We start from the raw sequence: 13,632 nt of genomic DNA on the forward strand, positions 1-13,632 counted from the left end.
ATTTACTGAGCGTTCATTTCACTTATTTTATACTTCTCTAACGCCGCTCTGTCCAACTCAATCCCAAGTCCAGCGCCTTGCGGAACAAGTGCGGAGCCCTTCTCAAATTGAATGGGCTGAACGAGCAAATCATCTTCCCGCACCAGCTCCCCGAAAATATCAGAGGGAACAGTACAATTGACGCTTGCGGCCGCGATATGAAGACCCATTGTTTCTGAAATTCCTAAATCCACTTCTGACCCACGCCAGCAGGATTTGCCTTCCAAATGCGCGATTTCGGCCAGTAAAACGCAATTGTACGCCGAGCCGTTGAAATTATAACCGTCCACGGCATCGGCCCGTACAAAAGCGATCATATCGCGAATGTCTTGGGTATAAGGCAACGAAATATGGCGGTACATCGGAATGCCTAACTTATCACGCAGATACTTGAACCCTTCCACATCAGCGTGCAAAATAGGATCTTCCAAACCGAGCATAATGTCTTTTTCTACGCCTTCCATCAGTTTTAGGGTCGTGGCAACGTCAGTCCAGCGTTGGTTGGGGTCGAGCAGGATTTTGATGCCGTCACCGCATTTTTTCCTGATTTCTTCCGTCCACAGCCGTACGGGATCTTCATCGGAGCATTTGAATTTGAAGGCTTTATGGCCTTTCTGCATCGCTTCGTAGGCTTTTTGGGCCGCCTCTTCCGGCGTACGGCGGCCCGTCCAACCAAAACAATCAATGCGGTCGCGGTAAGCGCCGCCGAGCAATTGAGCGACAGGTACATTCAGTAATTTGCCCACCAAGTCCAGCACTGCCGTCTCAAAAGCTTCGTAAATTCGTTGGTCGTTTACGGGCAACCGCCGCCAGTTTAATTTTAGAATATCTTGTCCGACAAAAGTTTGCATGGCTTCGTAAAGCAACTCTTTTGAAGCGCTGCGGTAGGTTTCACCGATGCCGGTCAGGCCGTTTTTCAGCGTAATTTCAAGAATCCATTTGGGTTGGTTGGCAAATTCCGTCCAACGTTCCCCCGTTAAAAATTTCTGCGCAAACGCCGCATCTTTGTCAATCACCTCCTCAGAATTCAAACTGCCAGGCTTGGCCGGCACGACAACTTCAGTGGCTTTTATGGAGTGGATAATCGTCATTTTTCGCTTTCTGAGGTGTTTTGTGAATACTTTTTTGCCAATTTTCGGATATCATAGCTAAACTCAATGAATTGTTCTTCCCAATGCTCGGCGCTTTGGGGCGTGTATGGATAAAAGCCTTGGGCATTGCTCACGCCCTTGGCCCCGGAGGCTACCAATTCTTCCATCAATTTTGGGGCTTGGGTTGCGTTGCTGAGTTCTGGAAAGAGGTCTTTCATCACGGTCAGATACGCCGGAATACCCGTCAAATCCATAAAGCGAAACGGCCCCGCAAACGTAATCCAATAGCCCAAATCATTGCGCAGGGAGCGGTCCACGTCTTCCATGGTAGCGTAGCCGTTTTCGACCAAATGAAATGCTTCGCGCAGCATCGCGTACATGATGCGGTTGGTGATAAAACCACGAATGTCTTTTTTGAGCAACGAAGGTTCTTTCCCCCAACTTTCGGCCAAAGCCACGATTTGATAAGCGTATTGGATGTCTGACTCATTTCCGCAAATCACTTCCATGAACCGCGTAATATGTGCCGGCTCGGCCCAGTGGATTCCCAAAACACGCTCGGGATGTTGGAGCCCGCTTTGCAGTACCGTAACGGGAATCGCCGAAGTATTGCTGCCGATAATGGCCGTGGGAGAGAGCACCGTTTCGAGTTTGTGATAGACGCTTTTTTTCTCGTCAATGTTTTCGGTAATGGATTCAATCACCACTTCATGGTCACGCAACAGCGCTACGTTATCTGTAATGATGTGGCGTTCTAATACAACTTCTGGCGTTTCCGTTAAAATCCCTTCGTCGTAGAGTTGTTTCAAAAAACCATTGATTCGGGTATGTGCTTCATCGGCAATGGAAATCTCTTTGACCAACGACGTTACCTCATACCCTGCTGCCAAAATGCAGGTAGCAATGCTGCTGCCCATCAGGCCCAACCCTACCGTACCGATACGTATTTTATTTGCCATTCTCTTTAGAAATAATCGCAATTGCGTCAATTTCAATCTTTATCCCATCCGACAACACCGACTGCACCGTAGTACGAGCAGGCTTAACGCCCTTGAAAAAGGACGCGTAAGCGGCATCATAGCGGTCAAAATCGTTGATATCTTCCAAATGAGTCGTGCATTTGACTATATCATCAATCGTACCTCCGGCCGCTTCGACTACTTTTTGAATATGCGACAACGTCAGCAAGGTTTCTTCTTCTATGGTACCGTGAATGACCTCACCCGTAGCCAAATCCAACGGCCCCTGCCCGCTGATAAACAGCCACTCTCCAACCAATACGCCCGCTGAATACGCTCCCGTGTTGGCGGCTTTGTCAGGATGTTTTATTTCGATTTTCTTTGACATAACTTACTAACAATCAATCTATTAAAAAAACAAACACAAGCATTATTTTACCACAAAGTCCTCAAAGAAAAGCGCTAAGTGCACAAATGGAGTTTACTTTGGGTTCTTTGTGTAAAACCTTAATGTCCTTTGTGGTTAAACAAACCGCTCCGACAACGGCCAATTTTTGAACGACTCAATAAAGTTCACCAGGGCTTTTACAGCGTGGTCAACCAAGTGCTTGCCTTTTTCGGCCGTGCCGAGTTGCGGCTCACCGCTGCTGCCGTTGCTCGAAATGAATTCCGTTTGCTTAAAGACCGTCACCCCTCGATACGGCTCGTCATCTTCCCACGGAATGTAGCCGTTGCTTTCTGGGCGTTGGGCTCGCTCTACTCGGTCCATCCATACTTTATCCGCAAACAGATGCAGCATCATACTGGTCTCGTATTCACAGGCATGGCTGAGTGCCGGGCTTTGCATGGGAGGCTCTCCTGCAAAGGCTTTTCCGCCCACTTCCCAATACGTCGCCAGGGCAATCGTTGGCTGGTGAGTTACGTCAAAACGTTTGCTCAATACCGCCAACGCCTGTTTTGCAGGAGTGATATTCCCTCCGTGGCCATTGAGTAAAATAATTTTTTTAAAACCGCTGATTACCAATGAGTTTACCAAATCAATCAGCACTTGTGTGTACAATTCGGGGGCAATGCTGATGGTACCTCCAAAAGATAAATGATGATGGCTCGACCCAAACGGCAACGTCGGACAAAGCAACACCGCATCGGGTAATTTTTTTTCTATCTGCTGAGCAACCTGAGTTACTATATCGGTATCGGTCGACACCGACAAATGTGGTCCGTGCTGTTCTATGGCTCCCAGAGGTAAGATAATTATTTTGTCTTTTGCTGCCCGATTGAGGTCAGCATAGGTGGAGGCATAAAACAGCATACTTTATAAGTTTAGGACCGCACTAAATATAGTTTTTTTTGATAATTTCTTTGCCATCCCGAAAAAGGATTTCTTCCAAATCTGGAATGACAAAGAATTCTAATAACTGGTGTGAATACTAACTGTTCATTTATCTATAACCTAATAATTTGGATTCTGCTTCAGGACAGAATTACCGTCTACCACACTCAAATCAATCTGTGCCTGCGGAATGGGGTACAATTCGCTTTTCCCTTTCTTAAACGTCGCACCTTTCATGTACGTAAAGTCGTAGCCGGGTATAGATGTTTCGTGCTTTACGTACGCATTCAGGGTGTTGGCCATGTAGCCCGTTCCATTGTCCCAACGGCGCAGATCAAAGAAGCGGTGGCCTTCCATGCCAAATTCGATTTTACGCTCAAAACGAACGGCTTCGCGGGCAAACTCCTTGCCCTTGGCTGCAAATTCTGTAGTGTACAAACCTACTTTATAATTGGCCGCTGGCTCATTGGTAAAGCCTTTCAACGGACCGGTGTTGTCTACGTATTTTTTCACCCATCCTGCCGGATTCGCTGCCCGGGCACGTACTCGGTTCACATATTCCTGCGCTTTTGCCAAACTTCCGATTTCAACCTCCACTTCCGCCGCCCACAGCAACACATCGGCAAAACGAATCATGGTGTAATTGTTGGACGTCCAACGCGAAGAAGACGAAGTGGTTGCCGCCGCTGCCTGGTAGTAAATACTTTTGATAGGGCTATAGGGTCCCGCCACCGCCTGAACGCGAATCCACGCTTTGCCCGGGTGCAACCCCCAATCCAAATAAGGAATTCCGCGACGCCCCACCGTCCAGTCAAGGCGCGCATCCAATGTACCCGTGTAAGGCGCAAACGGCGTGCTGCTTTCGATGCCTTGGTCATTTTTAACGTCTGAATCATTGAAGGTATCCAACAATGGCAAACCTGTTTCGGCATCCGTTTTAAACGAATTCACTAAGCTGAAAGAAGGTTGGTACGCTCCGCAGCAGGTAGCGGGCCCGCCCATCGGGAAGTTGAGCGCATCGCCGTAGTTTCCGTTTTGGAACGATTCCGTAATTGACATCTGTACTGCAAAGACCGACTCAGGGCCGTTCTTTTTGGAAGGGTTGAAGTTGTCGGCATAATTAACCAACGCGTATTTTGCACCCGAAGACGTCACGCCATTGGCAATGATCTCTTCCAATACGGGTTTAGCGTCCGTGTATTTGTCTTGGAATAAATAGGTTTTGGCCAAAAATGCTTTTGCTGCCCAGCTATTGGCCCGGCCTACTTCCGTTTTGGTGGCGCTTAAGTTTTCGGCGGCAAATTTGAAATCGGCTTCGATTTTCGGCCAAACGGGCGTTGTATTGCTTACGTTATAATTTCCGTTGGAATAACTGACGTTTTCATCCAAATACGGCACATTTTCCCACATTTTGGCCGCTTCCAAATGATACACTGCCCGCAAAAAGATGGCCTCGGCTTTGATCTGTTTGGCTTCTTCGGCCGACATTGATACATCTGTCGTTTTGGCTAAAACCCGCAATACGTCGTTGGCGCGTTGAACACCCGCGTACAACACCATCCATTTATTGTTGAACGGCAACATCGACGCGTCATAGTTGTAACTTTCAACCGCTTCCATCGGTGGCAAAGCCGAGGCCTGCGTACCGGTGTGGGCATCGTCGGAGGTCACGCCTCCAAAGATCCAGTTGCTGACACCCACAAAATAATAAGTCGTATTGGGTACACCCCAGCCGTCGAGCAGCGAATACGCCCCCGTCAGGAGACCTTTCACCCCTGCTTTGTTGGTCAGGGTGGCTTCACTCGTAGAGCCCAACGCTCCGATTTCGAGGTAATCTTCTTTGCAGGAGTTGGTGGTCGTTACCAACGCCAAACAGGCTATGAATAGGAGATAATTAAATCGTTTCATGTGAGTCAAAGTTTTTAGAAGGAGAGATTAAGTCCAAGGATGAAGTTCTTCTGGTTGTTGGGATAGTTGGCGTAATCAATCCCAAACGCCGAACTGTTCCCGCTCAATTCGGGGTCTAAGCCGGTGTATTTGGTCAGCGTAAACAAGTTGGCTCCCTGTGCGTACACCCGCAGCTTGTTCATTCCGAATTTTTTCAGAACGGCCGGTTGCACCGTGTAGCCTATCATCAACGAGCGCATTTTGAGGAACGAACCGTTTTCTACGTAAAATGAATTGGAAACGCCCGACGAACTGAACGAGCCCGTTGACTCAATTTTAGGAATCGAACTGTTCGGATTTTCGGGCGTCCAGGCATTGAGCAGGTCATTGCTTTTGGCCCCTACGTAGGTACTGAAAAAGTGCGTAAATGACCGAATGGTATTGTAGATTTCGTTACCCTGCGAGCCGTACAGAATCGTGGAGAAATCAAAGTTGCGGTAGGTTACGCCCAAATTGACACCATAGGTAAAGTCAGGGTTGGGACTGCCAAGGAATGTACGGTCGGTAGCGTCGATTTTATTGTCGCCGTTGATATCCGCATACTTAAAACGACCGGGAGCAGCGCCGCTTTGGGTAGGAGACGCCGTTACTTCGGCATCATTTTTGAAAATACCCAGCACCTGATACCCAAAATAAGAGCTTACCGGCTGACCCACCTGATTTCTGACCACATTCCCCAAATTTTGGGTATTGGCAACGTCAAAATAGCCCGGTCCGGGAATGCTTACTACTTCGTTTTTGTAGGTCGTGATGTTGGCACCGATATTGAATTTGAGACTTGGGTTGATGGTTTGACGATAGTTGAGTGCCAAATCCACCCCTTTATTTTGAATGTCACCAATGTTGACCGTCGGAGCCGTGGCACCGCCCGCCGTGGCGGGGAGAGGCTGGGTAAATAACAGTCCATTGATGGATTTTTGGTAATATTCAAACGAAATGTCCAGTTTGTTGTTCAAAATGGTAGCGTCTAATCCAGCATTGGTCACGATATTTTCTTCCCAACCCGTATTTGGGTTTCCGATGCTGGTTTGCGCAAAACCCTGCGCCAATGAACCATTACCGCCAATGTCATAATAGGCATTGGCAAATGTTCCGCCAAAGAGAGTATAGGCATTTTGCGGACTTACGTTGTTTTGCGATCCCAATACACCGTAGCTGGCTCTCAGTTTCAACTCATTCAACCAAGTCACATCCTTCAAAAACTCTTCGCCCGACAAGCGCCAGCCCAGAGATACCGATGGGAAGGTTCCGTAACGGCGGTTAGACCCAAAGCGCGATGAACCATCACGACGCACCGTCACGCCCACTAAGTATTTGTCATTGTAGGCATAATCCAAACGACTGAAAACCGAAAACAGCGTGTTGTTGTATGCGCTGCTGGCGTTGGTAATGTTGATGGTTCCATTGGAAAGACTCAAGTAGTCAAAATTGGTGGAAAACAGTCGGCTGGCCGAGCCGATCATGTAGCGTCCGTAGTTGCGAATGGCTTCCGAACCGACGATTACTTTCAGGGTATGTTTGCCAAACGCGTTGGTGTACGAAAGTGTGTTCGTCCACATGGTATTGCTGTTGTACAACGCAATTTCCGAGAAGGTGTTGGGGTTCGTATTTCCTTCGGAATTGTTATAAGGGGTAAAGGTAAAGTTGGTAGCGTACTGATTATCAATACTTCCGCCAAAACTCGTGCGGGCCGTAAAATGCTTTAGGAAATCCACTTCTGCATACACATTTCCTACCGCATTCCACGCGTTGGTTTTGTTATTGATGGTGTTCATCTGCACCGCTACTGGATTGGAGGAACTCCCCAACTCGGGACCGGCGAAGGTTCCTCCGTAGTTGCCTTTGATGTCATACACGGGAATGGTCGGCATGGCGCGGTAAGTCCAGGCAATGGGGTTACCGGTGCTCAAGTTGTCAAAGCCGGGGTTTTTCTTGTAGAAAATATACAGATTTTCCCCAATCCGAATGTTGTTTTTAACTTTAAACTGCGTGTTTATTCTGGCCGAATAACGCTCAAGGTAGCTTTTCAGCATTGTCCCCTGTTGGTTAAAATACCCCAACGAAACCATGTAATTAGACTTGTCGGTCCCGCCGCTTGCGGTGAGGTTATGGCTGGTCATGGGTGCATTTTGGAATAATTCATGAAACCAATCGGTCCCTGTTTTGTTGACAGATTGAATCAGGTAATTGGCTCCGGGATTGGCCGCGTCAAAATTATACTTGGAAGCATCAACGGCCGGGCTGCCGGCATTGCCCACACCCGTGGCACCCGGGCCTCTATACGTAAAGTCGGGAAGGCCATTTTGAAATAGCCCCGTGCTTGGATAAGCCACTTTGGTCAAACGGGCAAAATCCTGCGAGTTAAGCAAATTGAAGACATTGCCCGACAACGGCTGTTGATTGCCGAAGTAGGCATCGTACGAAATAACCGGTTGTCCTGACTTACCTTTTTTGGTAGTTACTACAATTACGCCGTTAGACCCGCGAACTCCGTAAATGGCGGCCGCGCCCGCGTCTTTCAGCACCTGAATGGATTCCACATCATCGGCACTTACGTCGTTGAGTTCGGCCTGCACACCATCCACCAACACCAAGGGTTGCGTATTTCCGAAGGAAGTAATGCCCCGCACAAAAATATTGCTCGGACTTCCCGGCGCTCCCGAACTCAGCACCGTTACGCCAGCTGCCTGACCTTGAAGGGCTTGCACCGCCGAACCCGCAGGAATTGACTTCAGTGCTTTCACATCAACGACCGATACGGAGCCTGTAATGTCCTTTTTTCGTTCCGACGAATAACCCGTCACCACCACTTCGCCGAGCGTAGTTGCCGACGGCGTCAGCGAGATGTTAAAGGTTGTTTGGTTGCCTACCGGAATTTCCTGAAGCTGGTATCCAATGTAAGAAACGACCAATACCGCATTGGGGCCAACTGACAACTTAAAGGTCCCGTCGGCGGCTGTAATGGCACCGTTTGTGGTATTTCCTTTGATCAAAACGGAAGCGCCCGCAATGGGTTGCGAGTCGTCTGCACCCACGACTTTCCCCGAGATGGAAGTCTGAGCGTACACCGCAATGGACGTAAGCAGGCAAAGCAATAGCAAGCTTACCCCTTTTTTTCGGAGTAGGAAAAAGTTGTTCATGTCTAGATTGATGTTTAAGAAAAGCGTTACTACTGAATAGGGTTTATACGAATGTAATTTTAGTGAGTTGATTATTGAAGCTCAATTTACCGAAGGATAGTAGGTAATTCGATCATTATTACCTGACAATTTTTCGAAAATTTGTTTACAAAGAAAGTATATTTTTGTAAACAAAAAAAGTTGATTAAATTTTTTTTAGAAAAATAAAAAATGACCCACGCCAAATAACTGAGCCGAGACAGAACAGCCGTGCTTTTCAGGAAAAGAAAAAGCCCAAGATGCTGAACGCATCTTGGGCCGGGCAAAGTAAATAAGGTGACAGAATGTCTAATCCAACTCCAACGCCTCTACCTCTCCGCGCAGCAGATGCTTGGTGAGGGTTTCTTCGGCAAGCTGAACATCTTTTTCTTTAATGGCTTTCAACAATTGGCGATGCTCCTGATCAGTAAGCTCATAATCATCCATGTGTGTTTGCGACTTTCCCAACTTTTGGTGAAAGAGCGGAATGTTGCTTATTTCGTAAATATCCTTCAATTTATCGTTCTGTGCAGAATCAATAAGGGTTTCATGAAATTTAACATCTGCTTCGCAGGCTCCGCCAAAATAGCCCCTTTCCACCATCGAAGTGAAATCATTGCATATCTCTTCCAATTTCTGAATCCCTTTTTCGTCCATTTTTTGAATAGCCAGGCGAATAGCGCCTAATTCCAAAATTTCCCGCAACTCACGAATTTGCCGAACATCTTCTGCACTCATTGACTTTACAAAATAGCCCCCCTTTTCTCCCGTCTCGATCAATTGCTCCCCCAGCAGTCGCGTCAACGCTTCACGCACCGCCATGCGGTTTACATCCAACCGTTTAGCCCAAATATCCTCTTTCAATCTCGTGCCCGACACTAACTGATTTGACAGGATTTTTTTTCTTAGTTCTATATATACTTTATTGGCAAGCGAGTCTATCTTCATTTTTTGTAATCAAATTTTATGCAAAAATGTAAACAAATTTTAACTAACTTTGTAAAGTTAAAAAAATAATCCTTCAAAATTTCCCGGCAGTAGTACAAAATGTCCTACTAAATATAGATATATTGATTGTCTATTCTTTAACTCTTACCATTTTGTCATGAAAAAATTAGTTGTAAGCCGACGAAAGTTTGTCAAAAATACCGCACTCAGTACACTGGCTTTCAGTTTCATCAACCCTGAATCTGTTTCCGCAAAGTCTGTGGCGGCGGGCAAACGCGTTGGCATTATCGGCTTGGATACTTCCCACAGCACAGCTTTTGTCAAAGCACTCAATGCGCCCGAGGCAAGTGCCGATTTTCTGGGGTATAAAGTAGTGGCCGCCTACCCGCAAGGCAGCAAAGACATTGAAAGCAGCACCAAGCGCGTTCCGGCTTATACCGAAGAAGTTAAAAAACAGAACGTAGAAATCGTCGACTCCATCGCTGATTTACTCAAAAAAGTGGATGTTGTATTGCTGGAAACCAACGACGGCCGCCTTCACCTCGAACAGGCCCTTCAGGTGCTCAAGGCAGGCAAGCGCGTTTTTATTGACAAACCCATTGCGGCTTCGCTTTCCGATGCTATTGCCATTTTTGAAGCTTCCAAAAAGTACAATATTCCTCTATTTTCGGCCTCGTCACTTCGGCACATCAAAGGCGTGGAAAAAGTGGATAAAAGTATCGTCGTCGGTGCCGATACGTTCAGCCCGGCCGTGCTTGAAAAAACACACCCGGATTTGTTTTGGTACGGCATCCACGGCGTCGAAACGCTTTATACTGTTATGGGGACGGGTTGCAAACAAGTTAGCCGTGTTCACAATGAAGGCACCGACATTGTGATTGGCACTTGGGCCGACGGGCGCGTAGGCACCTTTCGCGGCACGCGCACGGGAAAACACGACTACGGCGGCACAGTTTACACCAAAAACGGAAACATCGTATTGGGCCCCTACGGCGGCTACGAGCCCTTGCTAAAAGATATTGTCAACTATTTCGAAACGGGCAACCTTCCCGTATCACCCGAAGAAACCATCGAAATCTTTGCTTTCATGGAAGCAGCCGACGAAAGCAAACGTCAGGGGGGAGCCGTTGTGACGCTTGAAAGTGTGATCAAAAAAGCAAAAAAATCTTAAACTATCCTTTGCCATGCCTTCCAACCATTTTTCACGACGTGAATTCCTGAAACGAAATTCATTGACGGGCTTAGGGGCGGTATTGACACCTACCCTCCTTGCAAAAACCACTGAAAATCAGGCTACAAAACCCTTTGCCCCTACTTCATTTTCATTGACCGAGCCACTGGCTTTACTGGGCGGCAAGCCTGTTCGCAGCAAAGGCTGGCCGACTTGGCCCATCTGGAAACCCGAAACCGACGAAAAGCAATTGCTCGAAGTGATGCGGAGCGGCGTGTGGTCGCGGGCGGCAGTGGTCAATGAATTTGAAGCCAAATGGGCCGAAACCGTAGGAGCAAAACGCTCATTGGCGGTCATGAACGGTACCAATGCATTGATTACCGCTTTGATGCAGTTGGACATTCGCGGCGGCGACGAGGTACTGATTCCTCCCTATACTTTTATCGGAACGGTAGCCCCCGTCATTGCTACGGGCGCGATGCCCGTTTTTGTGGACGTGGACCCCGAAACGTTTCAGATTGACCCCGCCAAAATAGAAGCCAAAATTACGCCCCGCACCAAAGCTATCATTCCGGTGCATATTTTGGGCTTGCCGGCCAACATGCCGCCAATTTTGGCCATTGCCAAAAAGCACAATCTGGCGGTGATTGAAGATGCCTGTCAGGCGCACATGGCTGAGATCAACCACCAAAAAGTGGGTACCTTCGGCGATGCGGGTTGTTTTAGTTTCCAGAATTCCAAGAACTTAGCCATCGGTGAAGCGGGTGCCATTGTGAGCAACAATGACCTGTTCATGGACAAATGTTTCTCATATCACAACTACGGAAACCCTTTCGGTATGGCGTCGGGCGTGATTGGGGCAGGAACAATCATTCAGGGAAATAAACAACGCATCACGGAATACCAGGCGGCCATCGGTCTGGCGCAACTCAAGCGATTGGACGCCGAAACCACGCTCCGCAACGAGAATGCGGCCTATTTGAAAGCAAAGATTCAGAAAATCCCGGGCGTTGTTCCCTACAAATTGTACGACAACGTGACGCGGGCGGCTTTTCACCTGTTTCCTTTCCGTTACAAAAAAGAAGGATTTAAAGGATTGTCTCGCGATACCTTCCTGAAAGCGTTATCAGCGGAGGGGATTCCCTGCTCCAAAGGCTACGCGACGCTAAATAATATGCCATACCTAAACGACGCATTTCAGTCGAAAAATTTCCAAAAAATGTATACCAAAGCGCAGCTTGACTTCAAAAGCTACGTAGAACGCAATCATTGTCCCCAAAATGACCGACTTTGCAATGAAGAAGCGGTTTGGTTTACCCAAAATATGCTGTTGGGCACGAAGGCAGACATGGACGAAATCGCCAACGCCATCGAAAAAATCTATACCCACGCCGATAAACTCCTGAGCGTCAAATGAAAAATCACCTTTGGCTGATTGGATTTTTAGTCATTTCAACAACGTGGGCAAAGGGGTGGAAAGCGGGCGTTGCCAAGGTAATTATCACGCCCAAAGAATCCGTTTGGCAGGCAGGGTATGCTTCCCGTACCCACGCTTCCGAGGGGAAATTGCATGACTTATGGGCCAAAGCATTGGCATTGGAAGATGAAAACGGCAAAAAATGTGTGCTCGTCACGACGGATATACTGGGTTTTCCCAAAGCGATGTCTGACCGCATTCGAGTGCAACTTCATGACAAATTCGGACTGACCAAAGCACAGATTATTCTCAACAGTTCACATACGCACTCGGGACCAGTTTTGGACGATGCGTTGCACGATATTTATCCGTTGGATGCGAACGAGGAAGCCAAAATTGCCCGTTATTCACGTCAACTGGAAGCGCAGGTCATTAATTTGGTAGAGCGGGCGCTGAAAGATTTAGAACCCGTTGAACTGTTTGCACAAAACGGCGTAACAAGGTTTCAGGTAAATCGACGCAACAACAAAGAAGCGTCTTTGCGAGAACAAACCGAACTGAAAGGCCCCAATGATTATGCCGTACCGGTCATAAAAGCCGTAACGGCCAACGGAAAACTCAAAGCAATTGCCTTTGGCTACGCCTGTCACCCGACGGTGTTGGACATTTACCAATTTTCGGGCGATTACCCGGGATTTGCGCAAATTGAACTGGAAAACACCCACCCGGGCGTTACTGCACTGTTTTTTCAGGGAGCCGCCGGTGACCAAAATCCGTTGCCTCGACGCACGATTTCATTGGCACGACAGTACGGTCGCGAATTGGCAGCGGCCGTGGATAGAGTGTTGGAAGAACCCATGCGGTCTTTGTCGGCACAACTCCAAACCGCTTATTCCGAGATAACGCTCCCCCTTTCAACTCCTCCAACGGAAGCAGAATTGATAAAAACCCAAAGTGAAACGACGCCGTATCTGCAACGTTGGGCTACGCGAACATTGGCCGAAATGAAGCAGGGAAAGTCGTTTCTCTCATCGTATTCCTATCCTCTGCAAATTTGGAAATTGGGCGACCAACCGCTGTTTAGCTTTGGTGGAGAATTGGTCATTGAATACGCGATCGAATGCAAAAAGCGATTTGGGCAAGATATTTTTGTGATGGGCTATTCCAACGACGTGATGGGCTATATCCCTTCGGTAACAATTTTGAAGGAAGGTGGCTATGAAGGGGCTTCTTCGCAAATGGTCTATGGACTGCCGAGTGTTTGGGATGCTTCGGTACCTGAATTGATCTATGCAGAAATAGATAAACTCGCTCAACAAATTGAGATTGCAAAAATTAAGAGATAATTAACCGCAAAGTTCACAAAGAATGGCGCAAAGGGCACTAAGGTATTTTTGTATCCCTTTCCCGTTGACTGTGGGACACAGTCAACTTTGTAAAAAAACGCGAACTTTTCAGGGAATATAGGATAATACTGGGTTTTAAAGAGCACAACATAGCATAGAGAGTGAAAGAATAGTATTTTGGAGTTGCTAAACATTCAAAAACTAACCAATTCCTCCCTATGCT

Annotated in this window: 10 protein-coding genes; 3 read left to right on the top strand and 7 right to left on the bottom strand. The window is 47.5% G+C overall.

Going from position 1 to position 13,632, the window contains the following annotated elements; genetic code table 11:
- Positions 1-2 precede the first annotated feature (2 nt).
- From DVG78_RS14455 to DVG78_RS14485, 7 genes are all read right to left on the bottom strand, one after another.
- Positions 3-1,130, bottom strand: a complete 1,128-nt coding sequence (locus DVG78_RS14455; protein WP_114461766.1) for a mandelate racemase/muconate lactonizing enzyme family protein — start codon at positions 1,128-1,130, stop codon at positions 3-5.
- A complete protein-coding gene (locus DVG78_RS14460; RefSeq protein WP_114461767.1) occupies positions 1,127-2,089 on the bottom strand; it encodes a 3-hydroxyacyl-CoA dehydrogenase family protein in 963 nt (320 codons plus the stop codon). The genes DVG78_RS14455 and DVG78_RS14460 overlap by 4 nt, the downstream gene beginning before the upstream one ends.
- The gene (locus DVG78_RS14465) at positions 2,079-2,477 is read right to left on the bottom strand and encodes a RidA family protein (RefSeq protein ID WP_114461768.1); all 399 of its coding nucleotides are present in this window, start codon (positions 2,475-2,477) and stop codon (positions 2,079-2,081) included. The genes DVG78_RS14460 and DVG78_RS14465 overlap by 11 nt, the downstream gene beginning before the upstream one ends.
- Positions 2,478-2,612: 135 nt before the next feature.
- Positions 2,613-3,401, bottom strand: a complete 789-nt coding sequence (locus tag DVG78_RS14470) for a creatininase family protein (RefSeq protein ID WP_114461769.1) — start codon at positions 3,399-3,401, stop codon at positions 2,613-2,615.
- 141 nt (positions 3,402-3,542) lie between these two features.
- Positions 3,543-5,330 (bottom strand): RagB/SusD family nutrient uptake outer membrane protein, encoded by a 1,788-nt coding sequence (locus tag DVG78_RS14475; protein ID WP_114461770.1) that lies wholly within the window; start codon positions 5,328-5,330, stop codon positions 3,543-3,545.
- A 14-nt stretch (positions 5,331-5,344) separates the two neighbouring features.
- Positions 5,345-8,509 carry a SusC/RagA family TonB-linked outer membrane protein gene (locus DVG78_RS14480; RefSeq protein ID WP_114461771.1) on the bottom strand — a complete coding sequence of 1,055 codons (3,165 nt, stop codon included), beginning with the start codon at positions 8,507-8,509 and terminating at the stop codon, positions 5,345-5,347.
- Positions 8,510-8,836: 327 nt separating this feature from the next.
- Complete coding sequence (locus DVG78_RS14485) at positions 8,837-9,475, bottom strand: GntR family transcriptional regulator (protein WP_114461772.1); 639 nt, start codon at positions 9,473-9,475, stop codon at positions 8,837-8,839.
- Between the two features lie 157 nt (positions 9,476-9,632).
- Here DVG78_RS14485 and DVG78_RS14490 point away from each other — a divergent pair, with 157 nt between their 5' ends.
- Genes DVG78_RS14490 through DVG78_RS14500 form a run of 3 tightly spaced genes read left to right on the top strand, consistent with a single transcriptional unit; the run spans position 9,633 to position 13,409 of the window.
- The gene (locus DVG78_RS14490; protein WP_114461773.1) at positions 9,633-10,646 is read left to right on the top strand and encodes a Gfo/Idh/MocA family protein; all 1,014 of its coding nucleotides are present in this window, start codon (positions 9,633-9,635) and stop codon (positions 10,644-10,646) included.
- Between the two features lie 13 nt (positions 10,647-10,659).
- Entirely contained in the window at positions 10,660-12,063 is a 1,404-nt protein-coding gene (locus DVG78_RS14495; protein WP_114461774.1) for a DegT/DnrJ/EryC1/StrS family aminotransferase, read from the top strand.
- Positions 12,060-13,409 (top strand): neutral/alkaline non-lysosomal ceramidase N-terminal domain-containing protein, encoded by a 1,350-nt coding sequence (locus tag DVG78_RS14500; RefSeq protein ID WP_114461775.1) that lies wholly within the window; start codon positions 12,060-12,062, stop codon positions 13,407-13,409. The genes DVG78_RS14495 and DVG78_RS14500 overlap by 4 nt, the downstream gene beginning before the upstream one ends.
- Positions 13,410-13,632: the final 223 nt, after the last annotated feature.

The sequence above is a fragment of the Runella aurantiaca genome, assembly GCF_003339505.1.
GTDB lineage: Bacteria > Bacteroidota > Bacteroidia > Cytophagales > Spirosomataceae > Runella > Runella aurantiaca.